Annotated in this window: 22 protein-coding genes and 1 other annotated feature; of the genes, 17 read left to right on the top strand and 5 right to left on the bottom strand. The window is 44.9% G+C overall.

The annotated features are described in order from the left end of the window. Positions 1 to 6 precede the first annotated feature (6 nt). The gene (locus tag GT674_RS05150; RefSeq protein WP_161284739.1) at positions 7 to 597 is read right to left on the bottom strand and encodes a cytidylate kinase-like family protein; all 591 of its coding nucleotides are present in this window, start codon (positions 595 to 597) and stop codon (positions 7 to 9) included. Positions 598 to 880: 283 nt separating this feature from the next. Here GT674_RS05150 and GT674_RS05145 point away from each other — a divergent pair, with 283 nt between their 5' ends. The 3 genes from GT674_RS05145 to thrC all read left to right on the top strand — a co-directional run bounded on the left by GT674_RS05145 (position 881) and on the right by thrC (position 3,842). Next, complete coding sequence (locus tag GT674_RS05145; protein ID WP_161284738.1) at positions 881 to 1,075, top strand: hypothetical protein; 195 nt, start codon at positions 881 to 883, stop codon at positions 1,073 to 1,075. A gap of 226 nt (positions 1,076 to 1,301) precedes the next feature. Next, positions 1,302 to 2,177: a cell wall hydrolase gene (locus GT674_RS05140; RefSeq protein WP_161284737.1), complete on the top strand. Its 876-nt coding sequence runs from the start codon at positions 1,302 to 1,304 to the stop codon at positions 2,175 to 2,177. A 174-nt stretch (positions 2,178 to 2,351) separates the two neighbouring features. Next, the gene (gene thrC, locus GT674_RS05135; protein ID WP_161284736.1) at positions 2,352 to 3,842 is read left to right on the top strand and encodes a threonine synthase; all 1,491 of its coding nucleotides are present in this window, start codon (positions 2,352 to 2,354) and stop codon (positions 3,840 to 3,842) included. Between the two features lie 51 nt (positions 3,843 to 3,893). Here the strand turns inward: thrC and GT674_RS05130 are convergent, their stop codons facing one another. Then, the gene (locus GT674_RS05130; RefSeq protein WP_161284735.1) at positions 3,894 to 5,651 is read right to left on the bottom strand and encodes an Rqc2 family fibronectin-binding protein; all 1,758 of its coding nucleotides are present in this window, start codon (positions 5,649 to 5,651) and stop codon (positions 3,894 to 3,896) included. Positions 5,652 to 5,929: 278 nt separating this feature from the next. Here GT674_RS05130 and GT674_RS05125 point away from each other — a divergent pair, with 278 nt between their 5' ends. From GT674_RS05125 to GT674_RS05095, 7 genes are read left to right on the top strand one after another with little or no spacing between them, the layout of a single operon-like run. Beyond that, positions 5,930 to 6,808: a YicC/YloC family endoribonuclease gene (locus tag GT674_RS05125; RefSeq protein ID WP_161284734.1), complete on the top strand. Its 879-nt coding sequence runs from the start codon at positions 5,930 to 5,932 to the stop codon at positions 6,806 to 6,808. Between the two features lie 18 nt (positions 6,809 to 6,826). Further along, positions 6,827 to 7,099, top strand: coding sequence for a DUF370 domain-containing protein (locus GT674_RS05120; protein ID WP_161284733.1), 273 nt, complete (start codon positions 6,827 to 6,829; stop codon positions 7,097 to 7,099). Next, positions 7,092 to 7,715: a guanylate kinase gene (gmk, locus tag GT674_RS05115; protein WP_161284732.1), complete on the top strand. Its 624-nt coding sequence runs from the start codon at positions 7,092 to 7,094 to the stop codon at positions 7,713 to 7,715. The genes GT674_RS05120 and gmk overlap by 8 nt, the downstream gene beginning before the upstream one ends. A gap of 33 nt (positions 7,716 to 7,748) precedes the next feature. Further along, entirely contained in the window at positions 7,749 to 8,084 is a 336-nt protein-coding gene (gene rpoZ, locus GT674_RS05110) for a DNA-directed RNA polymerase subunit omega (RefSeq protein ID WP_161284731.1), read from the top strand. A gap of 56 nt (positions 8,085 to 8,140) precedes the next feature. Further along, entirely contained in the window at positions 8,141 to 9,478 is a 1,338-nt protein-coding gene (gene rimO / locus GT674_RS05105; protein WP_161284730.1) for a 30S ribosomal protein S12 methylthiotransferase RimO, read from the top strand. Then, positions 9,462 to 10,004, top strand: coding sequence for a CDP-diacylglycerol--glycerol-3-phosphate 3-phosphatidyltransferase (gene pgsA, locus GT674_RS05100; protein ID WP_161284729.1), 543 nt, complete (start codon positions 9,462 to 9,464; stop codon positions 10,002 to 10,004). Before rimO ends, pgsA begins: the two co-directional genes overlap by 17 nt. Positions 10,005 to 10,031: 27 nt before the next feature. After that, complete coding sequence (locus tag GT674_RS05095) at positions 10,032 to 11,300, top strand: competence/damage-inducible protein A (RefSeq protein ID WP_161284728.1); 1,269 nt, start codon at positions 10,032 to 10,034, stop codon at positions 11,298 to 11,300. A gap of 74 nt (positions 11,301 to 11,374) precedes the next feature. On the opposite strand, the gene GT674_RS17355 is transcribed toward GT674_RS05095, so the two are convergent. Beyond that, the gene (locus GT674_RS17355) at positions 11,375 to 11,539 is read right to left on the bottom strand and encodes a hypothetical protein (protein WP_243149064.1); all 165 of its coding nucleotides are present in this window, start codon (positions 11,537 to 11,539) and stop codon (positions 11,375 to 11,377) included. A gap of 85 nt (positions 11,540 to 11,624) precedes the next feature. Next, positions 11,625 to 11,996 (bottom strand): hypothetical protein, encoded by a 372-nt coding sequence (locus GT674_RS05085; RefSeq protein ID WP_161284727.1) that lies wholly within the window; start codon positions 11,994 to 11,996, stop codon positions 11,625 to 11,627. A gap of 111 nt (positions 11,997 to 12,107) precedes the next feature. On the opposite strand from GT674_RS05085, the gene GT674_RS17080 reads away from it, so the two are divergent. Continuing rightward, a complete protein-coding gene (locus tag GT674_RS17080) occupies positions 12,108 to 12,251 on the top strand; it encodes a hypothetical protein (protein WP_178637106.1) in 144 nt (47 codons plus the stop codon). A gap of 40 nt (positions 12,252 to 12,291) precedes the next feature. Here GT674_RS17080 and GT674_RS05080 read toward each other — a convergent pair whose 3' ends face one another. Further along, positions 12,292 to 12,618, bottom strand: coding sequence for a hypothetical protein (locus GT674_RS05080; RefSeq protein ID WP_161284726.1), 327 nt, complete (start codon positions 12,616 to 12,618; stop codon positions 12,292 to 12,294). 135 nt (positions 12,619 to 12,753) lie between these two features. Here GT674_RS05080 and GT674_RS05075 point away from each other — a divergent pair, with 135 nt between their 5' ends. The 6 genes from GT674_RS05075 (at position 12,754) to GT674_RS05050 (ending at position 21,033) form a co-directional block, all read left to right on the top strand. Next, a complete protein-coding gene (locus GT674_RS05075) occupies positions 12,754 to 13,494 on the top strand; it encodes a CpsB/CapC family capsule biosynthesis tyrosine phosphatase (protein ID WP_161284725.1) in 741 nt (246 codons plus the stop codon). Between the two features lie 68 nt (positions 13,495 to 13,562). Further along, positions 13,563 to 13,782: a binding site (T-box leader), on the top strand. 42 nt (positions 13,783 to 13,824) lie between these two features. After that, the gene (gene tyrS / locus GT674_RS05070; RefSeq protein WP_161284724.1) at positions 13,825 to 15,054 is read left to right on the top strand and encodes a tyrosine--tRNA ligase; all 1,230 of its coding nucleotides are present in this window, start codon (positions 13,825 to 13,827) and stop codon (positions 15,052 to 15,054) included. 12 nt (positions 15,055 to 15,066) lie between these two features. Further along, a complete protein-coding gene (gene alaS / locus GT674_RS05065; protein ID WP_161284723.1) occupies positions 15,067 to 17,706 on the top strand; it encodes an alanine--tRNA ligase in 2,640 nt (879 codons plus the stop codon). A gap of 163 nt (positions 17,707 to 17,869) precedes the next feature. Continuing rightward, positions 17,870 to 18,046: a 30S ribosomal protein S21 gene (gene rpsU / locus GT674_RS05060; RefSeq protein ID WP_004222305.1), complete on the top strand. Its 177-nt coding sequence runs from the start codon at positions 17,870 to 17,872 to the stop codon at positions 18,044 to 18,046. Positions 18,047 to 18,155: 109 nt separating this feature from the next. After that, on the top strand, positions 18,156 to 19,706 hold the full coding sequence (gene cls, locus GT674_RS05055; protein ID WP_227239867.1) for a cardiolipin synthase: 1,551 nt from the start codon (positions 18,156 to 18,158) through the stop codon (positions 19,704 to 19,706). A gap of 124 nt (positions 19,707 to 19,830) precedes the next feature. Continuing rightward, positions 19,831 to 21,033: a D-alanyl-D-alanine carboxypeptidase family protein gene (locus tag GT674_RS05050; protein ID WP_161284721.1), complete on the top strand. Its 1,203-nt coding sequence runs from the start codon at positions 19,831 to 19,833 to the stop codon at positions 21,031 to 21,033. Positions 21,034 to 21,038 lie beyond the last annotated feature (5 nt).

The following is a 21,038-nucleotide window of genomic DNA, read 5'->3' as shown; positions in this document are numbered from 1 at the left end:
CCACGTTTATCGTTCGTATGCTTCTTTCAGGATTTTTACGATTTCTTCCGTAGTAAATCTGCTGCTGTCAATGCAAAGATCATACTGTCCCATATCCAGCCAATTCTCATCGGTAAAGAATTCGTAATAAGCCTTACGTTCCTTATCCATTCGCTTAACCAGCTTCCGGGCACTTTTTTCTTCTCTGTCAAGCCGCTCCATAATGGTCTTTACACGGGTTTCAAACGGTGCGTAGATAAACACGCTAGTCCGATCCAGGAGGATGTGATTGGCACATCTGCCGACAATCACGCAGTCCTCCTTATCCGAAAGGGAAAGGATGATATCACGCTGGAGTTCAAACAGAACATCATTCATTGGAATTGTGAGATATTCCGGGTTGATCTGAATCTCATGATTTACAGGAAAACTCCAGACACCGGGTCTCTTTTCGTCCACATCAGCGAGGTCGCCGAGAGGAATGTTTTTCTTCTTAGCGGCAATCTCGATCAGTTCTCTGTCATAAAATCCGATTCCAAGTTCTTCTGCAAGAGCCTTTCCGATAGCACGTCCACCGCTTCCGTACATTCGATTGATTGTAATGATACGTTTACTCATATAAATTCCTCCTTTCGATGGACTTTTATTTGTGAATATTATAACATAATAGTTGGAAAATATCCACAATAAAATCATAAAAAGTGAAAATATTTTATGAAAATCTGATAAGTCAGATAAATGTGACGGATTTTAAGGTTCGCTTAAGGTTAGTTCATGGGTCTTTCACAGATCTCTCAATAAGTGAACACAGTTTCCTGTTAAAGTATGTTTCAGAAACAGAGAACAGGAGAGTCGGTTACGGACAGCTTGGAGGGCAGAAATGTTTCAAAAGGGAAGAAAAGTGAAAAGATCTAAAAAAAAGAAAATCCTGAGTCTGATCATTGTTGTGGCGGTGACAGGAACATCAGGAGCGGTGGTCTGCAGGAAAGTGAGACGGCCGATGGCAGCAGCCACAGAAACAGACAACGTGCAGCAGACAGAAGTAAAGAATAGAAGCACTGCGTTATGCGGGCTGATCAGCTGGAATGCATTTTGACCAAGTTACTGTGAACGGAGTGAACAGTAACAGATAAAAGAAATGGCAGATTCTGTCGAACGAAATTTGTTGACCGCAAAAACGAAGACTCTTATAATAGGGATTATAAAAATCACTTGACAGATGGGTGATTATTAAATATAATTTTCTTATAAATTACAGAAATATTACAGAAAAAATAATTTCAGAAAAAAAGAAATAATGAAATTGCAAGGATTATAAGAGTATGAAGAAATCAGAATTAACAGAAAATCAGATCCCAACGCCCGTTAAGGGTGAGAATAAGAATAACAACAGGAAGAAACTGCCGGCTTCTATGAGAGGCTTTGTTTCACTGACGGTATGTGCGGCTGCTGTTCTGACGGTTTCAGGAGGCCTCAAGATCGCAGACAGTTTTAACAGGCAGGAAAGAGTTTATGCGGCAGCAGAGAGTACAGTAAACAGTGCATATGAGGGTGCGGGTTATGAACTTCCATCTGGAATTGCAGGCGTGGCATCCGGTGTGAGCGGAACTCCGTCTGCAGGAGCAACGATCAACAGGATCGGTACTTCGTGTGAGGATGTGATTGTAGGTCAGCGTGTACAGAAGATCACCAGCCAGGCTGTTGAGATGAATGTCAGTGAATCCATGGCTACTACGATAGATAATTTTGATTCCAATGTTGTATCCTCTGCAAAGATGATGTCAGATGAGGATTATCAGAACCTTCTGCAGATTGTAGAGGCTGAGGCAGGTACAGAGGACATCAAAGGCAGGATCATGGTTGCCAATGTAATTATGAATCGTGTGAAGTACAGTGAGTTTCCGGACAATGTCACAGATGTGATCTGGGAATACAATAATGGTGTGGCACAGTTTTCGCCGGTTGAGGATGGCCGGATTTCTGAGGTAACTGTTTCCAGGGAAACGAAGGAAGCTGTGAAGCAGGTTCTCGAAGGGGTGGATTATTCTAAGGGAGCACTGTTTTTTATTCAGAAATCAGCAGCTGCAAAGAGCAATATTTCCTGGTTTGATAAGAATCTCAAGAGATTATTTAAGCATGGTGTTCATGAGTTTTATACATATCCGGATGAGGTTCTCAGAGAAAACGCGGAGAATTAAAAGCCAGTGTCCGGGCTTGTAAAGCAGATGTCCGCAGAAGAATAACAGGGCGTACAGCTCCGAAAGAAACAGAATCTTTCGGAGCTTTTTAAATTTCCTATGGAATTTTACACGTCACCGTGGTATACTATGACAAAAATCAAAAAGATAACCAAAGAAAGGCAGGAAGAATACATGCAGGTATTATATAAGAGCACCAGAGGCAAAGGTGAAACAGTAACCGCGTCCATGGCTATTTTGAAAGGACTTTCCGAAGATGGAGGTCTGTTTGTACCGACTTCGATCCCGAAACTGGATGTTCCTGTAGAGAAACTTGCTCAGATGACATATCAGGAAACAGCCTATGAAGTTATGAGCCGTTTTCTTACAGATTTTACAGAGGAAGAGCTGAAGAACTGTATTGCAAATGCATACGATGAGAAATTTGACACAACAGAGATCGCCCCGCTTCATAAAGCAGACGGAGCTTATTATCTGGAACTGTTCCATGGTTCCACCATCGCATTTAAGGATATGGCACTGTCCATTCTTCCGCATTTGATGACAACAGCAGCAAGAAAGAATCAGGTAAAAAATGAGATCGTGATCCTGACTGCAACTTCCGGAGATACCGGTAAAGCAGCCCTTGCAGGCTTTGCAGATGTTCCTGGAACAAGAATCATTGTATTTTATCCGAAGCATGGAGTAAGTCCGATCCAGGAGAAACAGATGGTAACACAGAAGGGTGCCAACACTGCAGTCGTAGGCATCACAGGAAACTTCGATGACGCACAGACTGCTGTCAAAAAGATGTTCAACGACAAAGAACTTGCAGCGGAACTCGATGGAGCCGGATTCCAGTTTTCCTCTGCCAATTCCATCAATATTGGACGTCTGGTGCCACAGATCGTATATTATGTATATGCATATGCAAAACTGGTCAAAGACGGAACTGTCAAGGCAGGAGATGAGATCAATGTTGTAGTTCCTACAGGAAACTTTGGAAACATTCTTGCAGCATTTTATGCAAAACAGATGGGACTTCCGATCCATAAGCTGATCTGTGCTTCCAATGAGAACAAAGTTCTGTTTGATTTCTTCCGTACAGGAACCTATAACAGAAAGAGAGAGTTTATTCTTACTACTTCTCCTTCTATGGACATTCTGATCTCCAGTAACCTGGAGCGTCTGATCTATCGTCTCACAGGTGAGGATGCAGAGAAATGTGTGGAACTGATGCAGGCATTAAGCCAGGGCGGAGAGTACACCATTACAGACGAAATGAAAGCAGGTCTTTCAGATTTCTATGGCAACTACTGCAGCGAAGAAGAAACGAAAGAAGCGATCCGCAGAATCTTTGAGGATGCAGATTATGTGATCGACCCGCATACAGCAGTTGCAGCAGGAGTATATAAGAAATATACCGAGGACACCAAGGATACGACTCCGACAGTGATCGCATCCACAGCAAGCCCATACAAATTCACAAGAAGTGTTATGGCTGCAATCTCTGATAAGGGAGAGGGATTGGATGATTTTGCTCTGGCAGATGAACTGACCAGAATCTCCGGAGTCAAGATTCCGAGAGCGGTAGAAGAGATCCGTACAGCTCCGGTTCTTCACGACAGAGTTGTAGATGCACCGGATATGCCGGCAGCGGTTAAGGATATTCTTGGAATTCACTGAGATAAGACCATAGAGAAAAGGCTGTGACTTTAAGTCACAGCCTTTGTTACTTTATTTCCCGTCGGATGCTTCTGAGATTCCGGAAATATCCGGTTCAGCCATCAAAGAATAGTTGGTATAGTAAACTACAAATCCAGGTTTGGCACCACCCGGTTTTTTGACATGTTTCTTCTGAATATAGTCTATTTCGACTTTTGGTGCAGTCTGTCCTTTGGAGTAATAAGCCGCGAGGCGGCCAGCCTCTTCGAAGGTACGGTCCGGAAGTTCTCCATCCGGAGTTTTGACGATGACATGGGATCCGGCCATTTTTTTGGCATGGAACCACCAGTCATTTCCCGTTGCCTGTTTAAATGTCAGTTCATCATTCTGGAAGTTGTTTTTGCCCACAAAGATATCGAATCCGTCACTGGAAATATAGTGGAAAGGTTTGGATTTTGTCTGTGCTTTGGCACCCTTTTTGCTGGAATAATGCTTTTTGATGTAACCATACTCGGTAAGCTCTTCCTTGATCTGGCTCAGATCACTCTCTGCACGGGCAATATCGAGTGCGTTGGATATGGATTCCAGATGCTCGATCTCGGATTCGGTATCGGCAAGCTGCTCGTTCAGAGCTTCTTCCGTACGTTTGAGCTTGCCATAGCGGTCAAAATATTTTTTGGAGTTTTCCTGTGGGGTGAGAGTCGGATCCAGAGGAATGGTGATTTCTTCGTTGGTGTAATAATTCAGTGCCTTGAAAGATTTGCATCCCTCTTCCAGACCATAGCCGTAGGTGTTGATGAGTTCACCGTAGACCTTGTATTTGTCCTTTTTGGCAGTGTCTTTCATCTGTTTCTGCTGAAGTGCATATTTCTTGCGGTTACGTTCAAGGGCAGTCTGTACGATCCTGCGAAGGTCGGAAGACTTCTGGCGGATGCGGTTCAGAGTATCACGGGATGCGTAGTAGGTCTCCAGCATGGAGGAAACAGTAGAGAATGTTTCACTGTGGTATTCCTTTCCGTACTGAGTCAGCGGAAGAACAGAATACTCTATCGGTTCGCTGCCGCGGTAAATGATGTTTGGAGTAAAATCTCCTTCGGAAACCTGATCCATCAGTCTTCGGAAGGTATGATAAAGGTGTATGGAGGCTGTTTCAGTCAGTGACTGTGCGGCATCACTTCCGTCAATAGAAGCACGGTAGCATATCTCCTCTGCAATCAGTGGGCTGAGACCTGTGAGAGTGCTGTAGATCGCCTTGGATATGTTGCAGGGTTTGCAGCAGACTCTTTCGATAAATTCTGCTTCTGTGATGGTGAGCGGATCAGATTTTTCCTGTGTATGCGGAAGAAAATAATCTCTTCCCGGAAGAACCTCGCGGACAGAACTCATATGAGAGGAAACATGCTTGATGCTGTCCAGGATCATACGGTTCTCATCGCAGAAGATGATATTGCTGTGTTTTCCCATCAATTCTATGATCAGAAATTTCTTACAGGGGTCTCCCATTTCATTGCGATGCTCCAGTCCAAATTCCACAACTCGTTCCATGCCGGGCTGGTGGATACTGCTGATGCGGGCACTGCCGATGTGCTTACGCAGGAGCATGCAGAAGTTTGGTGCGGTAAGCGGGCTTGGTTTATTCTTATCCGTAAAATAGATCAGAGGGAGGGAAGCGTTGGCGGAGAGCAGAAGTCTGCACTGGCCGTTTGCTCCCTTTCCTGTGATCATTAAGGCATCTGCTTCAGGCTGGGCGATCTTGTTAAAACGTCCGCCATCCAGATTCTGGTGTAATTCCTGAACCATTGCCGCAATGGTAATTCCATCAAAAGCCATAGTTAAAATCTCCTTTTTATTTATCAGACATACAAAATTTTCATTTATAACGAAATTATTGTTATTGTAACCTTTTCGAGCCGGAAATGTCAATGTACGGTTACTGTTTGATAGTGATTTGGAATGTATTTTGACCAAGTTGCTGTGAACGGAGTGAGCAGTAACATATTCCGCGAGAATCCGGGTTATAAATAAAAAAACAAATTGACTAGTATTTTAGAATGCACTATAATAAATCTGTATGTAGTAAAGAACAGACTTGCAAAGTGAGAAAACCTATGATAAAAAGTATGACAGGCTTTGGCCATGCAGAAAAAGTAACCGGACAGCAGAAGATTACAGTAGAACTTAAATCTGTCAATCACAGATATCTGGATCTGAACATCAAGATGCCGCGTAAATTCAATATGCTGGAGGGACAGGTGCGCAGCCTGATGAAGCAGTATATGCAGCGTGGTAAAGTTGATGTTTTTATTAACTATGAGGATTATACAGGCGGTGATGTGGCACTGAAATATAATCATGATCTGGCGGCGGCGTATCTTGGATATCTGCAGCAGATGGCGGATGAATTTGGTCTGGAGAATGACATCCGTGTATCAGCTCTTTCCCGTTATCCGGAGATTCTGACGATGGAGGAGCAGACGGTAGACGAGGAGGAACTGTGGAAATCTCTGGAGGAGCCTCTGAGGGAAGCCTGCGAGAAATTTGTAGAGACCCGCACCAGAGAAGGACAGCATTTGAGAGAGGATCTTCTTATGAAACTGGATGGTCTGGATGAAATGGTCCGCAGAGTGGAGGTGCGTTCTCCGGAGGTGGTGCGCATCTATCGAGAGAAACTGGAGCAGAAGGTTCGTGATCTTTTGCAGGACAGCCAGATTGATGACAACCGCATCGCGGCGGAGGTGGTACTGTTTTCGGATAAGATCTGTAATGATGAAGAGACTGTCCGTCTGCACAGTCACATCCTCGGAATGAAGAAAATGCTTGAGGAGCAGGAAGGTGTGGGACGTAAGATGGATTTTATGGCACAGGAGATGAACCGTGAGGCAAATACGATCCTGTCAAAGTCCAGTGACCTTGAAGTCTCTGATATTGCAATCGGTCTTAAGACAGAGATCGAGAAGATCCGCGAGCAGATTCAGAATATTGAGTAATGGAGGCAGACAGTTTCTGTGGCTAAATTAATTAATATAGGATTTGGAAACGTAGTAAATTCCCGCAAGATCGTGGCAGTTGTCAGTCCTGATGCTGCACCGGTGAAGCGAATGGTACAGAGTATCAAGGGTACCCGTTCGCTGATTGATGCAACGCAGGGACGCAAGACCAAGGCTGTGATCGTTACATCTGACGATTATCTTGTTTTGTCTGCACTTCAGCCGGAGACGATTGCCAGGAGATTTGCAGAGGCATATGACTATGAGGAAAGGGAAGAGGAGCATGAGTAAGGGAGTTTTAACCGTAGTATCCGGATTTTCCGGGGCCGGAAAGGGTACAGTGATGAGACGTCTGCTAGAGAAGTATGACGACTGTGTACTTTCCATATCTGTCACTACCAGGAAACCGCGAGAGGGAGAAGTGGATGGCAGAGATTATTTTTTCAGGACAAAAGAAGAAGTAGAGGCAATGATCGAGGCAGATGAGCTGCTGGAGTATGCTCAGTATGTAGAGAATTATTACGGAACTCCGCGTGCTTATGTAGAAGAGATGCTTTCCAGAGGTAAGAATGTGATCCTGGAGATTGAGATCCAGGGTGCCATGAAGATCAAGGAAAAAATCTCAGACACCGTTCTGGTATTTGTGACACCGCCAACAATCCGGGAACTTAAGAACCGTCTGGTAGGAAGAGGTACCGAAACGCAGGCTGTGATCGAGTCACGTCTCAGAAGAGCAGCTGAGGAGGCAGAGGGAATCGAATCTTACGATTATCTGCTCGTGAATGATGTTGTGGAGAATTGTGTGGATGAACTTCATGAGATTATCCTGAGTGAAAGACGCCGTGCAGAGCGCAACGGAGAATTTATCAGGACGATTCAGAAGGAGTCCCGCGAATTTTTTAAATAAAACAAAACTGACACATGAAAGGAGATTTTTAATATGATACATCCGTCATATACAGAACTGATTCAGGCAATCAACAACAATGCAGAGGAAGATGATAACACAATGATGCTCAACAGCCGTTATTCTCTGGTGCTGGCAACCAGCAAGAGAGCAAGACAGCTGATCGCAGGAAGTGAGCCGCTTGTTGATGGTGCAGCAGGTAAGAAACCGCTTGCTATCGCCATTGATGAATTATACAAGGGCAAAGTCAAAATCGTAGCAACATCTGAGGAAGAAGAGACACAGGAAGCTGCACCGGCTGTTTCTGAAGAAACTGCAGAGACTGCAGAGGCTGTAACAGAAGAAACAAACGAAGAAAATAATCAGTAAAGTATGATAATCAGAAGGCAGTTTGTCTTCTGATTATGTGTATCAGGAGATTTATTATGAAAATTTTATTTATATCACTGGGTTGTGACAAGAACCTTGCGGATTCAGAGGAGATGCTGGGTCTTCTTACGGGAAGCGGGCATGAGATCGTTGATTCAGAGGAAGAGGCAGAAGCGATTGTGATCAACACGTGCTGTTTCATTCATGATGCCAAGGAGGAGAGTGTCAACACGATCCTTGAAATGGCAGAATACAAGAAGACCGGTAAATGTAAGGCACTGGTCGTAACAGGCTGCATGGCACAGCGCTATAAAGAAGAAATCACACAGGAAATCCCGGAGGTGGATGCGGTTCTTGGAACAACCTCCTACGGGGATATTGTAAAGGCATTAAATGAAGTGCAGGCGGGTCATGTTTTTCAAGAATTCCGCGATATCAATGAACTTCCGGAGGACTCCGGCAGACGGGTACTGACGACAGGTGGTCATTTTGGATATCTCAAGATTGCAGAAGGCTGTGACAAGCATTGTACTTACTGTATCATCCCGTCTCTTCGAGGCAGCTTCAGAAGTGTTCCGGAGGAACGTCTTCTTGCGCAGGCAGAATATATGGCTTCTCAGGGAGTGAAGGAACTGATTCTTGTAGCACAGGAAACTACTGTCTATGGTACGGATCTCTACGGCAGGAAAACACTTCACATTCTGCTCAAGAAGCTCTGCCAGATCAGGGGAATCCGCTGGATACGTGTTCTCTACTGTTATCCGGAGGAGATTTATGATGAACTGATCCAGGTCATGAAGGAAGAAAAGAAGATATGTAATTATCTTGATCTTCCAATCCAGCATGCAAGCGACCGTATTCTTAAGAGAATGGGACGCCGTACCACCAGAAAGCAGCTTACAGATATCATTACAAAGCTTCGCCGCGAAATTCCGGATATTGTGCTCCGTACTTCTCTGATCACAGGTTTCCCGGGTGAGACACAGGAGGATCATGAGGAACTGATGGAATTTGTGGACGAGATGGAATTTGACCGTCTTGGCGTATTTACCTATTCTCCGGAAGAAGGAACACCGGCGGAGAGTATGGAAGGACAGGTTCCGGAGGAAGTCAAAGAAGAGCGCAGGGATGAGATCATGTCTCTTCAGCAGGAGATTTCCCTGGAGAAAGGCAGTGAACGGATCGGACAGGAGCTTCTTGTTATGATCGAAGGCAAGGTGTCCGGCGAGAGTGCCTACATTGGAAGAACTTATGCAGATGCACCGAAGGTAGACGGTTATCTCTTTGTTCAGACAGGAGAGCTTCTTGTAACTGGTGATTTTGCCCGTGTCTGCGTGACCGGTGCACTGGAATACGATTTGATAGGAGAGTTGGCTGATGAATACACCGAATAAACTGACAGTGGCAAGAATGATCATGGTGCCGTTTCTTGTAGTGTTTCTTTTGACAGGATGGGGTGGAGAGGCAAATCGTTATATCTCTCTTATCCTTTTTGTGGCAGCAAGTATTACGGACTGGTTTGACGGATATCTGGCCCGCAAAAATCATTTAGTGACGAATTTTGGTAAATTTATGGATCCTCTTGCAGACAAGCTTCTGGTCTGCTCTGCAATGATCTGTATGATCGAGCTTGGCAGACTTCCGGCCTGGTTTGTGATCATCATTATCGGAAGAGAATTTATTATCAGTGGATTTCGTCTGATCGCTGCAGAGAACGGGATTGTTATTGCGGCGAACTACTGGGGCAAGTTCAAGACCGTATCACAGATGATCATGATCATTCTGTTGATTCTGCACTTTGATCTTTCTGTGTTTGTGATCCTGGAGCAGATTTTTATCTGGCTCTCTCTTGCACTTACCGTTATTTCACTTATGACTTACATCTGGCAGAACCGCAGCGTTCTGTCCATGCAGGAATAACCTGCAGCAAAACAGGAGGTGTATCAAATGATAACAGAGCTGATTTCTGTGGGAACAGAAATACTTCTTGGAAACATTGTAAATACCAACAGTGCATATCTTTCCGAAAAATGTGCACAGCTTGGGCTGTCTGTCTATTATCAGACAGTAGTGGGCGACAATGAGGCACGTATGCGGGAAACCATTCAGACAGCACTGGACCGTTCGGATGTCGTAATTCTGACAGGAGGTCTCGGACCGACAGAGGATGATCTGACGAAGGAAGTCACGGCTGATGTGATGGGAATGAAGCTTGTGGAGGATCTTCACAGCAAAGAGCTGATGGAGGAATATCTTAAGAAGTACAAGAAGAACAATCCACAGAGAAAGATCACAGCAAACAATTATAAGCAGGCGATGGTTCCAAAGGGGGCGATCGTTCTGGATAATCATAATGGTACAGCACCGGGACTGATCCTTGAGAAAAAGGGTAAAACAGCAATTCTTCTTCCCGGACCTCCAGGTGAGATGAAACCGATGTTTGAAGAGTCTGTTTTCCCGTATCTGCGTGAGAAACAGCCGGAGATCATTTATTCTCAGATGGTGAAGATCTGCTCGATCGGTGAGAGCCAGGTTGCAGAGGAAATTCAGGACCTGATCGAGAAACAGACAAATCCGACGATCGCACCGTATGCCAAGACAGGTGAGGTACATCTTCGCATTACCGCCAAGGGTAAGAATGAGAAGGAATGTCAGAAACTCATTAAACCTGTTGTCAAAGAACTGAAGGCAAGATTCGGAAGAAACGTTTTTGCGACGGAAGAATCCAAAACTCTGGAGGAAGCTGTGGTAGATATGCTGAAAGAACAGGAAATGACACTTTCTCTGGCAGAGTCCTGTACAGGTGGTGCGATCGCCGCAAGGATCGTTAATGTATCAGGAGCTTCTGAGGTATTTCTTCAGGGCATGGTCACTTACAGCAACAAAGCCAAGAGAAGATGCATTGATGTCAGCAAGTCCACGCTTAAGAAGCATGGAGCTGTGTCCGAGGAATGTGCGGCAGAAATGGCAAAGGGCGGACGTAAGGCGGCAGAGACGGATATCTGCCTTTCCGTTACAGGAATCGCAGGACCGGGCGGCGGAACAAAAGAAAAACCTGTCGGAACCGTCTTTATGGGCTGCTCCTATAAGGGCTGTACCAGGGTGAGAGAGTTCCATTTCCAGGGAAACCGTGCGAGAGTGAGAGAACAGACCGTCGCACACGGACTGGCATTTTTACGCGACTGTATGATGGAACGCGCGGATAAGAAAAAATAAATATATTATAGGAACATTACGGAGTATCTCCTGATTAGAAAAAATCCCCCACAGTTATCTGGTGGGGGATTTTTTTACCGGATCATACGCATAAGCCGGACGATCTGATCGAGTTTTGCAGCTTCGCTGGGGGATTTTCCGGTTTTAAGAACACTCAGTATTGTTGAAATTTCATCAGGAGAAAAATTAAGTCCATTCTGCCTGCCCTGTGCAGCTGCACTCATCAGAAAAGGAAGCATATCTGAGGGAGATCTGCCTCCGCTTTGTCCTGCGAGATTCTGAAGAAGAGCAAGTTTTGACGGGTCAATGTTATTGAGCCTGGGATCATTCTGCCAGTTCTGTTCCAGAGGTATCACCTTCTTCCATACCGGAGCTGTTCATAACCTGCATTAACTGCATCATCACGAGAAAATTGCTGATCTGATCGATCTGTTCCCGGCTTCTGCCATAGCTGAATTTACGGATATCATCCAAAAGATCCGAAGGAGAAGCAGAAGGAGAGGCGCAGATCTGCATCTCTGGCGGTCTGCCCTGAAACAGAGCCATGGTGTTTGAAAGCTCTCTTGCTTTTGTAAATACAGAGAGAACCTGCTGACTTCTGGGCGGGAGATATGGAATAAAGGCCTTCAGCATCTGTGACTGGTCATCAGAAACCAGCTGGTCAAATCTGGTCTGGGAGATCATTTCTTCTTCCATAAAATAAGGCTCCTTTTTTATATGAAGATATGCTTTTTGTTTTTAGATTATGACAGAGAGGCATGGCCTGACATAAGATAAATGGTAGGAAAAACAGGAGAGAGGATCCGTATGGACGACAAAAAAGAAAAACTGGTACTGGATGGAAATGCTTTTTATGAACTGGACATGGAATGTCTGAAAAATAAACAGAAAAAACTGCAGAGAGAAAAAGAGCGAAATGCAGAAAAAGACAGACAAAGGCAGAGGAAATGATCCTCTGCTTTTTGCCTGTTATGCCCTTACAGGAACAGAATCAGCATCCACAGTTGTTGCCGCATCCACAACCGCAGCCATTGTTGCTGCCGTATCCGCCGCAGAGAAGAAGCAGAACGAGGATGATCCAGCAGTTATCACCATTTCCGCATCCACCGCAGCTATTGCCATATCCGTTATTTCCGCAGCAACACATAAGAATGATGATCCAGAGAATGCAGCTGCAGGAGGAACCGCCGCCAAAAAGACTGGTTCCGCATCCACAGCTGTTGCTGCATCCACAGCCACAGTCACTGCCGCATCCGCACCCGTTATTACATCCACAATCGTTGTTGCACCCACAGTTTGTAGCAGCTAAATCACTCATTATAAAATCCTCCGGCTTTTTGTCTACAGTTCATTTTATGTGAGAAGGATGTCCGGTGTGATAAAATCCGGTTGCAAAAGAAACGTTCATAGGATATAATTACCCGGGTAATACAGCAGAAAAGGAGAGGATGGAATGGCAGACAGAGGACTGTTTGATATGCACTGTCATATAGTTCCGTTGGTAGATGACGGAGCACAGAGTGTGAAAGAAGCCTTTGCCATGCTTCAGATGGAGTATGAGCAGGGTGTGCGTAAAATTATTGTAACTCCGCATTTCAGACGGGAGATGTTTGAGACCTCGCCGGAGATTGTCAAAAAACATTTCCTGGTATTAAGACGACTTGCCGAAAAGATCGGACCGGATCTTAAAGTCTTTCTGGGCTGTGAGTTTCATGCGAATGTAGAAATGCTGGAATACCTGCACGCTGACAGAGTGTATTCGATGGCAGGATCCAGATATGTGCTTACGGAATTCTCTGCAAGTACAGAGGAAAAGTATATCAGGGACAGAATATATGAGCTGCTTTCCAGTGGATATAAACCGATCGTGGCACATATTGAGCGTTATAAATGCATGAAGGACATAGAACTGGTTGAGTATCTCGTAAATAAGGGAGCCTATATGCAGGTCAACGCAGACAGTGTGATCGGAAAAAACGGACATGGAGTGAAGAAATACTGTGGAAAGCTTCTTGAGGATGAGCTTGTACAGTTTATTGGTTCAGACTGCCATGGCAGCAAACGCCGTGTCACAAGGATCGGAGATGCCTATGCCTATGTTTCAAAGAAGTTTGGGCGTCAGGCGGCAGATGAGATATTTATCGATAATCCGCAGGAAATCCTGGATAATGCGAAGCACTGTTTATCACTTTAAGTTGTTAAACTAGAAAGAAAACACACTTGACAAACAAAAAGTCAATTTGTATACTTTTAGAAGTATATGAAACAGCTTTGAAGGGAAAAAGTAACAGAAGCAACACACACAGAGAGTAGCCGGACGGTGAGAGGCGCGTGCAGAACTTGCTGTGAATACATCCCGGAGCTTCGCACCGAAATTCTGCAGTAGGCTGCGACGGAATGGCACTCGTTATCGTGCTCAATGAGGCAGGAGTTTTTTCTGCGAAGTTAGGTGGTATCACGGGACCCGGTTCTCGTCCTAAGAAGGACAGGAACCGGGCTTTTTTAATAACAGGAGGAACATATTATGACAGTATGGGAAGAACTTAAGGCGAGAGGCCTGATTGCCCAGGTAACAGATGAAGACGAGATCAAAGAAATGGTAAATAACGGAAAGGCAACCTTCTACATTGGCTTTGACCCTACAGCAGACAGTCTTCATGTAGGACATTTTATGGCACTCTGCCTGATGAAACGTCTTCAGATGGCAGGCAACCGTCCGATCGCACTTCTCGGCGGCGGTACCGGTATGATCGGTGACCCGTCCGGAAGAACAGATATGCGTCAGATGATGACAAAAGAAACCATCCAGCACAACATTGACTGCTTCAAGAAACAGATGTCCCGTTTCATCGATTTCTCCGATGGTAAAGCACTGATGGTCAACAATGCTGACTGGCTTCTGGATCTGAACTATGTAGATATGCTTCGCGATGTAGGAGCACATTTCTCTGTAAACCGTATGTTGACAGCAGAGTGCTATAAACAGCGTATGGAGAGAGGTTTAAGCTTCCTTGAGTTCAACTACATGATCATGCAGAGCTACGACTTTTACATGTTATACCAGAAATATGGCTGCAATATGCAGTTTGGTGGAGATGACCAGTGGAGCAACATGCTTGGCGGTACAGAACTGATCCGTCGTAAGCTTGGCAAGGATGCATATGCCATGACGATCACTCTTCTTCTGAACTCAGAAGGAAAGAAGATGGGTAAAACACAGTCCGGTGCTGTATGGCTTGATCCGAACAAGACTTCTCCGTTCGATTTCTATCAGTACTGGAGAAATGTGGATGATGCAGATGTTATCAAATGTATGCGTCTTCTTACCTTCCTTCCGATCGAGCAGATCGATGAGATGGCAGCATGGGAAGGCAGCCAGCTGAATAAGGCCAAAGAAATCCTTGCATATGAACTGACAAACCTGGTTCATGGTGAGGAGGAAGCAAAGAAAGCGCAGGAAGGTGCAAGAGCACTGTTTTCCGGCGGGGCTGACACTGCACATATGCCAACCACAGAACTCACAGATGAAGATTTTACCGAAGAGGGAACTATCGATCTTATCACAATGCTGATCAAAGCAGGCCTTGTTCCGACCCGTTCTGAAGGACGCCGTGCGATCGAGCAGGGTGGAGTTTCTATTGATGGCGAGAAGATCACAGACATTAAGCACGTTGTCGCAAAAGACAGCCTCACAGGTGACGGCATTGTCCTGAAACGTGGTAAGAAGAAATTCAACAAGGTTTGTGTTAAATAGGAGGAAATGATCATGAAGAAATACGGGGTAAACGAACTTCGTCAGATGTTTCTTGACTTCATGGAGAGCAAAGGACATCTTGTAATGAAAAGCTTCTCTCTGGTACCGCAGGGAGATAAGAGCCTTCTGCTGATCAATGCAGGTATGGCTCCACTGAAACCATATTTCACAGGTGCGGAGAAACCACCAAGAACAAGAGTCAGCACATGCCAGAAATGTATCCGTACAGGTGATATTGAGAATGTTGGTAAGACAGCACGTCATGGTACATTCTTTGAAATGCTTGGAAACTTTTCTTTTGGAGATTATTTCAAGAAAGAGGCAATTCACTGGTCTTGGGAATTTCTGACAGAAGTTGTAGGTCTTGATCCGAACAGACTTTATCCATCCGTATACCTGGAGGATGATGAAGCATTTGATATCTGGAACAAAGAAGTAGGAATCCCGGCAGACAGAATCTTCCGTTTTGGGAAAGAGGATAACTTCTGGGAGCATGGTGCAGGTCCCTGCGGTCCTTGTTCAGAAATCTACTATGATCGTGGAGAGAAATATGGCTGCGGCAAACCAGGCTGTACAGTAGGCTGCGACTGCGACCGTTATATGGAAGTATGGAACAACGTATTCACACAGTTTGAGAATGACGGAAATGGAAATTATACGACTCTGAAACAGAAAAATATTGATACAGGTATGGGCCTTGAGCGTCTGGCAGTTGTTGTACAGGATGTGGATTCTATCTTTGATGTGGATACTATCTGTGCACTTCGTAACCTGGTATGCGAGATCGCAGGCAAGGAATACGAGAAAAACTATCAGGATGATGTTTCCATCCGTCTGATCACAGACCATATCCGTTCTGCTACATTTATGATCTCCGATGGTATCATGCCGACAAACGAAGGCCGTGGATATGTACTTCGTCGTCTGATCCGTCGTGCTGCCCGTCACGGACGTCTTCTGGGAATCAAGGGAACCTTCCTTTCAAAACTCAGTGAAGAAGTGATCAACGGTTCCAAGGCAGGTTATCCGGAACTGGAAGAAAAGAAAGAATTTATCTTCAAGGTTCTGACAAACGAAGAAAATCAGTTTAATAAGACCATCGATCAGGGCTTACGCATTCTTGCTGATATGGAAGAAGAGATGAAGGCAGCCGGAGAAAAGACTCTTTCCGGAGACAATGCATTCAAACTGTATGATACTTATGGATTCCCTCTTGATCTTACCAAAGAAATCCTTGAGGAAAAGGGATATGGAATTGATGAAGACGGCTTCCAGAAGGCAATGGAAGAGCAGAGAGTGAAGGCGCGTTCAGCACGTGAGGTAACCAACTATATGGGAGCTGATGCTACTGTATATGATGAGATCGATGTCAATGTAACCACAGAATTTGTAGGCTACGATCATCTCGCATATGATTCAGAGATCACAGTTCTTACGACAGAGAAAGAGATTGCAGCTTCTCTGATGGAAGGCCAGAAAGGTACTGTATTTGTAAAAGAAACACCGTTCTACGCTACCATGGGTGGCCAGGAAGGTGACTGCGGTGTGATCGAGACTGCAAATGGCAGATTTGTGGTAGAGGATACCATCAAGCTTCGTGGCGGTAAATTCGGTCATGTCGGACATATGGAATCCGGAATGCTTTCCGCAGGGGAGACAGTAACTCTTAAAGTCAACGAACAGGCACGCCGTGATACAGAGAAAAACCACAGTGCAACACATCTTCTTCAGAAGGCACTTAAAACAGTTCTCGGTTCTCATGTAGAACAGAAAGGTTCTCTTGTAACTCCGGACAGACTTCGTTTTGACTTTGCACATTTCCAGGCAATGACACCGGAAGAGATCGTTCAGACAGAAGCGCTTGTAAATAAAGAAATTCAGGCAGCTCTTCCTGTAGTAACAGACGTTATGGATATTGAGGAAGCCAAGAAATCCGGAGCAATGGCTTTATTTGGTGAGAAATACGATCAGAAAGTACGTGTTGTATCCATGGGAGATTTCTCAAGAGAACTCTGTGGTGGTACACATGTCAAGAATACAAGCACCATCATGCTTTTCAAGATCGTTTCTGAGGCCGGTGTTGCAGCAGGTGTACGTCGTATCGAGGCACTGACAGGAAACGGGGTCATTGAATATTATAAGAAACAGGAAGCTATGCTGCATGAGGCTGCCAAAGCTCTTAAGGCTCAGCCGGCAGAAGTTGCAGAGAAGATCACACATCTTCAGGCAGAAGTAAAATCTCTTCAGAGCGAAAATGAATCTCTCAAGAGCAAACTGGCACAGGGATCCCTCGGTGATGTTATGAACCAGGTTGTAGAGATTAAGGGAGTGAAGCTTCTTGCTGCCAAAGTAGAAGGTGTTGACATGAATGGACTTCGTGACCTTGGCGACCAGCTCAAAGAAAAGCTTGGAGAGGGCGTTGTTGTTCTTGCGGCTGTAAATGGCGGCAAAGTAAACCTTCTTGCCATGGCTACCGATGCAGCACAGAAGGCCGGAGCACATGCCGGAAATCTGATCAAAGGTGTCGCAGCGATCGCAGGTGGTGGCGGCGGCGGACGTCCGAATATGGCTCAGGCCGGCGGAAAGAATCCGGAAAAAGCACAGGAAGCAATCGATGCAGCAGCAGGAATCCTGGAGCAGCAGATTCACTAAAAAACACGAAAATTGACGGAAAAGAATTTTTTTCTAAAATTAGCCAAAATATATGTTGACGAATGTTATCACTATGTTATATAATAACACTCGTGCAAGAAAAATACCCAGACAGTTGTATTTTAGCACAATCTACAACTGGAGGGAGGTTAGGTGTGAGTCTATGTCAAACGTTATCGTAAAAGAAAACGAGACTTTAGATAGCGCTCTTCGCAGATTCAAGAGAAGCTGTGCTAAAGCAGGTATCCAGCAGGAAATCCGTAAGAGAGAGCATTACGAGAAACCAAGCGTTCGTCGTAAGAAAAAATCTGAAGCCGCAAGAAAACGTAAATATAATTAATTGTGCGCAAAAATCCCTGGCGATATATCCGTCAGGGATTTTTAAGATTTTACCGGAATAAATAACTTATAAGAACAGGGGGCAGCAAAGGTACAGGATGAGTTATGTTATGCGTTTTTTAAAAAGAATTCTTAAACTTCTGTTTAATAGAATTTTTTATGTTGCAGCTGCCCTGTTGCTCCAGCTTGGCTGGCTTTTGATCATGGCATGGAGGCTGGCGGCATATTCAAAATATATTTCAAATGCGATTGCAGTCATCAGCATTCTGGTCGTACTCTGGATCGTTAATAAAAAGATCAATCCATCCTATAAGCTTGGCTGGACGATCCTGATCCTGACAGTGCCTGTATTTGGCGTACTGTTGTATCTGCTGTTTGGAAAGTCAAGAATCGCGCAGGCGATCCAGTACAGATACGCCCAGGTTCAGGAAGAGAGTCTTCCTTACATGAGGCAGGATGAGAAAACCTTCGAAGAGCTCAAAGAACAGGGAGAGAGTGCGGCAGTTCAGTCCAGATACATTCATCGGTATTCCGGCTTTCCGGTCCATGGCAATACAACGGCAGAATATTTTCAGGTCGGCGATGATATGTTTCCGGTTCTGGTACGGGAGCTGGAGCAGGCACAACATTATATTTATATTGAGTATTTTATCATCAATGACGGTGTGATGTGGAGAACAATCCTTGATATTCTGGAGCGTAAGGCGAAGGAAGGTGTGGATGTCCGCCTGATCTATGATGGATTTGGCTGTCTTACAACGCTCCCGAACAGATATGACAAGATTCTTCAGGAAAAAGGCATCAAATGTGTGATCTTCAATCCGTTCCGGCCGATCTTGAATATTGTTCAGAATAACCGTGATCACCGTAAGATCTGCGTGATCGATGGCAAAACAGGTTTTACCGGTGGAATCAATCTTGCAGATGAGTACATCAATCAGAAGGAGCGGTTTGGGCACTGGAAGGACACTGCAGTCATGCTGAAAGGTGAGGCTGTCTGGAATATGACAGTCATGTTTATGCATATGTGGAGTGTGGTCAATGGTTCGAGAACTCCTATGGAGCATGAGCTTCATATGCCGCACAGATACCATCCGGAAGCCTTTGAGGAGGATGGTTTTGTACAGCCGTACAGTGATACTCCTCTGGATGGAGAAGTGCTTGGTGAGAATGTATATCTGAATATCATTAACCGTGCGAGAAAATATGTCTATATCTGTACGCCGTATCTGATCATTGATAATGAGATGATGACGGCACTCTGCCTGGCAGCCAAAAGTGGCGTGGACGTTCGGATCATGACACCGGGAGTACCTGATAAGAAGATGGTTTTTCTGCTGACGCAGTCTTATTATGAGCAGCTTCTTGAGGCAGGAGTGCGGGTTTATGAGTATCAGCCGGGCTTTCTGCATGCAAAATCGTTTGTCTGTGATGATGAGATCGCAGTTGTCGGAACGATCAATCTGGATTACCGAAGCCTGTATCTCCATTTTGAGAATGGTGTCTGGTTTTATAAGAATAAAGTGGTCGCGGATATTTTTCAGGATTTCAAAGAAACACTGAATTACTGTGATCCCATTAATATTGAATTTTGCAAAAATAGAAATATTCTGGTTCGTGGATTTCAGAGTATCCTCAGACTTCTGGCTCCACTTTTGTAGGAAATTTCGGCAGGAATGTGAGAATCCTTTATGGAGTGCATCGCATTCCTTTTTCTGTTTTATTCAGGTATATTTTTGCAGGGAAGATTTTACAATAGTAGGGAGAAGTAAAAAGAGGTATCGCATGAAGCTTTATAAGAGGATAAAAAAGACGATATCTGTTTTTCTGTTATGCAGTATTGTGCTTTGCTGTATTCCTGTGCAGGCGGAAGAAAATGCGGTGGAAATTTCTGCTCCCGGAGCTGTATTAATGGAGCCGGAGACCAAAACCATTCTTTATGAAAAGGACAAAGATACCAGAAGAAGTCCGGCAAGTGTTACAAAGATCATGACACTTCTTCTGATCTTTGATCATCTGAAAAGTGGAAATCTGCATCTTACCGATACGGTGACGACAAGTGCACATGCCAGATCCATGGGTGGCTCCCAGGTGTTTCTGGAAGAGGGAGAAACACAGGATGTGGAAACCATGATCAAATGCATCGTAGTGGCTTCGGGCAATGATGCGAGTGTTGCGATGGCAGAGCATATCGCAGGCAGCGAGGAGAGCTTTGTGAAGGAGATGAACAAAAGGGCGGATGAGCTGGGAATGAAGAATACCCATTTTGTTGACTGCTGTGGTCTGACAGATTCCGATGATCATTATACGACGGCGTATGATATTGCACTTATGAGCCGGGAACTGATTCTGAACTACCCGGAGATTTTTGAATATTCTTCTATCTGGATGGAAAACATTACGCATGTCACAAGGCAGGGCAGCAAGGAATTCGGACTCACCAATACAAACCGCCTGATCCGGACCTATCCGGGATGCATCGGACTTAAAACAGGAAGCACCAGCAAAGCCAAATTCTGCCTCAGTGCGGTGGCAGAGAAAAATAATCTGATGCTGATTTCTGTGATCATGGCGGCACCGGATTATAAAGCCAGACTGAAAGATGCGGCAGCACTTCTGGACTATGGGTTTGCCAGATGCAGTCTTTATGTAGATGAAGAGGGGGTAAAACTTCCGAAGCTTCCAATTAGAAAAGGAAAAAAAGAAGAAGTCTCTCTTTCCTGTCAGGGGATTTTTCGCTATCTGGATACAGACGGGCGGGATTTTTCTGAAGTGAAAAAAGAAATGAAGATTCCCCAAAAGACGGAAGCTCCGGTTCAAAAAGGGGCGAAAGCCGGAGAAATCATTTATTCTGCCGGAGGCAAGGAATTTGGACGGATGGAGATCGTTTACGGAGAAACGGTTGAGCGTGCCGGGTATTCAGACAGTCTTGGTAAAGTTATAAATTATCTGTGGTTGATGCAAAACCACAGGCGGAGTGAGCAGTAACAATC

Source organism: Blautia sp. BIOML-A1 (genome assembly GCF_009883055.1).
In the GTDB taxonomy this organism is placed as follows: Bacteria; Bacillota; Clostridia; order Lachnospirales; family Lachnospiraceae; genus Blautia_A.
Note: the sequence above shows the minus strand (reverse complement) of the source record. Positions and strands in the feature narration are given on the sequence as shown.

What these genes read in the sequence shown, in the direction of transcription:
- GT674_RS05150 (WP_161284739.1), bottom strand. Translation starts at nt 597, where the DNA reads ATGAGTAAACGTATCATTACAATCAATCGAATGTACGGAAGCGGTGGA.
- GT674_RS05140 (WP_161284737.1), top strand. Translation starts at nt 1,302, where the DNA reads ATGAAGAAATCAGAATTAACAGAAAATCAGATCCCAACGCCCGTTAAG.
- thrC (WP_161284736.1), top strand. Translation starts at nt 2,352, where the DNA reads ATGCAGGTATTATATAAGAGCACCAGAGGCAAAGGTGAAACAGTAACC.
- GT674_RS05130 (WP_161284735.1), bottom strand. Translation starts at nt 5,651, where the DNA reads ATGGCTTTTGATGGAATTACCATTGCGGCAATGGTTCAGGAATTACAC.
- GT674_RS05125 (WP_161284734.1), top strand. Translation starts at nt 5,930, where the DNA reads ATGATAAAAAGTATGACAGGCTTTGGCCATGCAGAAAAAGTAACCGGA.
- gmk (WP_161284732.1), top strand. Translation starts at nt 7,092, where the DNA reads ATGAGTAAGGGAGTTTTAACCGTAGTATCCGGATTTTCCGGGGCCGGA.
- rpoZ (WP_161284731.1), top strand. Translation starts at nt 7,749, where the DNA reads ATGATACATCCGTCATATACAGAACTGATTCAGGCAATCAACAACAAT.
- rimO (WP_161284730.1), top strand. Translation starts at nt 8,141, where the DNA reads ATGAAAATTTTATTTATATCACTGGGTTGTGACAAGAACCTTGCGGAT.
- pgsA (WP_161284729.1), top strand. Translation starts at nt 9,462, where the DNA reads ATGAATACACCGAATAAACTGACAGTGGCAAGAATGATCATGGTGCCG.
- GT674_RS05095 (WP_161284728.1), top strand. Translation starts at nt 10,032, where the DNA reads ATGATAACAGAGCTGATTTCTGTGGGAACAGAAATACTTCTTGGAAAC.
- GT674_RS17355 (WP_243149064.1), bottom strand. Translation starts at nt 11,539, where the DNA reads ATGCTTCCTTTTCTGATGAGTGCAGCTGCACAGGGCAGGCAGAATGGA.
- GT674_RS05085 (WP_161284727.1), bottom strand. Translation starts at nt 11,996, where the DNA reads ATGGAAGAAGAAATGATCTCCCAGACCAGATTTGACCAGCTGGTTTCT.
- GT674_RS17080 (WP_178637106.1), top strand. Translation starts at nt 12,108, where the DNA reads ATGGACGACAAAAAAGAAAAACTGGTACTGGATGGAAATGCTTTTTAT.
- GT674_RS05080 (WP_161284726.1), bottom strand. Translation starts at nt 12,618, where the DNA reads ATGAGTGATTTAGCTGCTACAAACTGTGGGTGCAACAACGATTGTGGA.
- GT674_RS05075 (WP_161284725.1), top strand. Translation starts at nt 12,754, where the DNA reads ATGGCAGACAGAGGACTGTTTGATATGCACTGTCATATAGTTCCGTTG.
- tyrS (WP_161284724.1), top strand. Translation starts at nt 13,825, where the DNA reads ATGACAGTATGGGAAGAACTTAAGGCGAGAGGCCTGATTGCCCAGGTA.
- alaS (WP_161284723.1), top strand. Translation starts at nt 15,067, where the DNA reads ATGAAGAAATACGGGGTAAACGAACTTCGTCAGATGTTTCTTGACTTC.
- rpsU (WP_004222305.1), top strand. Translation starts at nt 17,870, where the DNA reads ATGTCAAACGTTATCGTAAAAGAAAACGAGACTTTAGATAGCGCTCTT.
- cls (WP_227239867.1), top strand. Translation starts at nt 18,156, where the DNA reads ATGCGTTTTTTAAAAAGAATTCTTAAACTTCTGTTTAATAGAATTTTT.
- GT674_RS05050 (WP_161284721.1), top strand. Translation starts at nt 19,831, where the DNA reads ATGAAGCTTTATAAGAGGATAAAAAAGACGATATCTGTTTTTCTGTTA.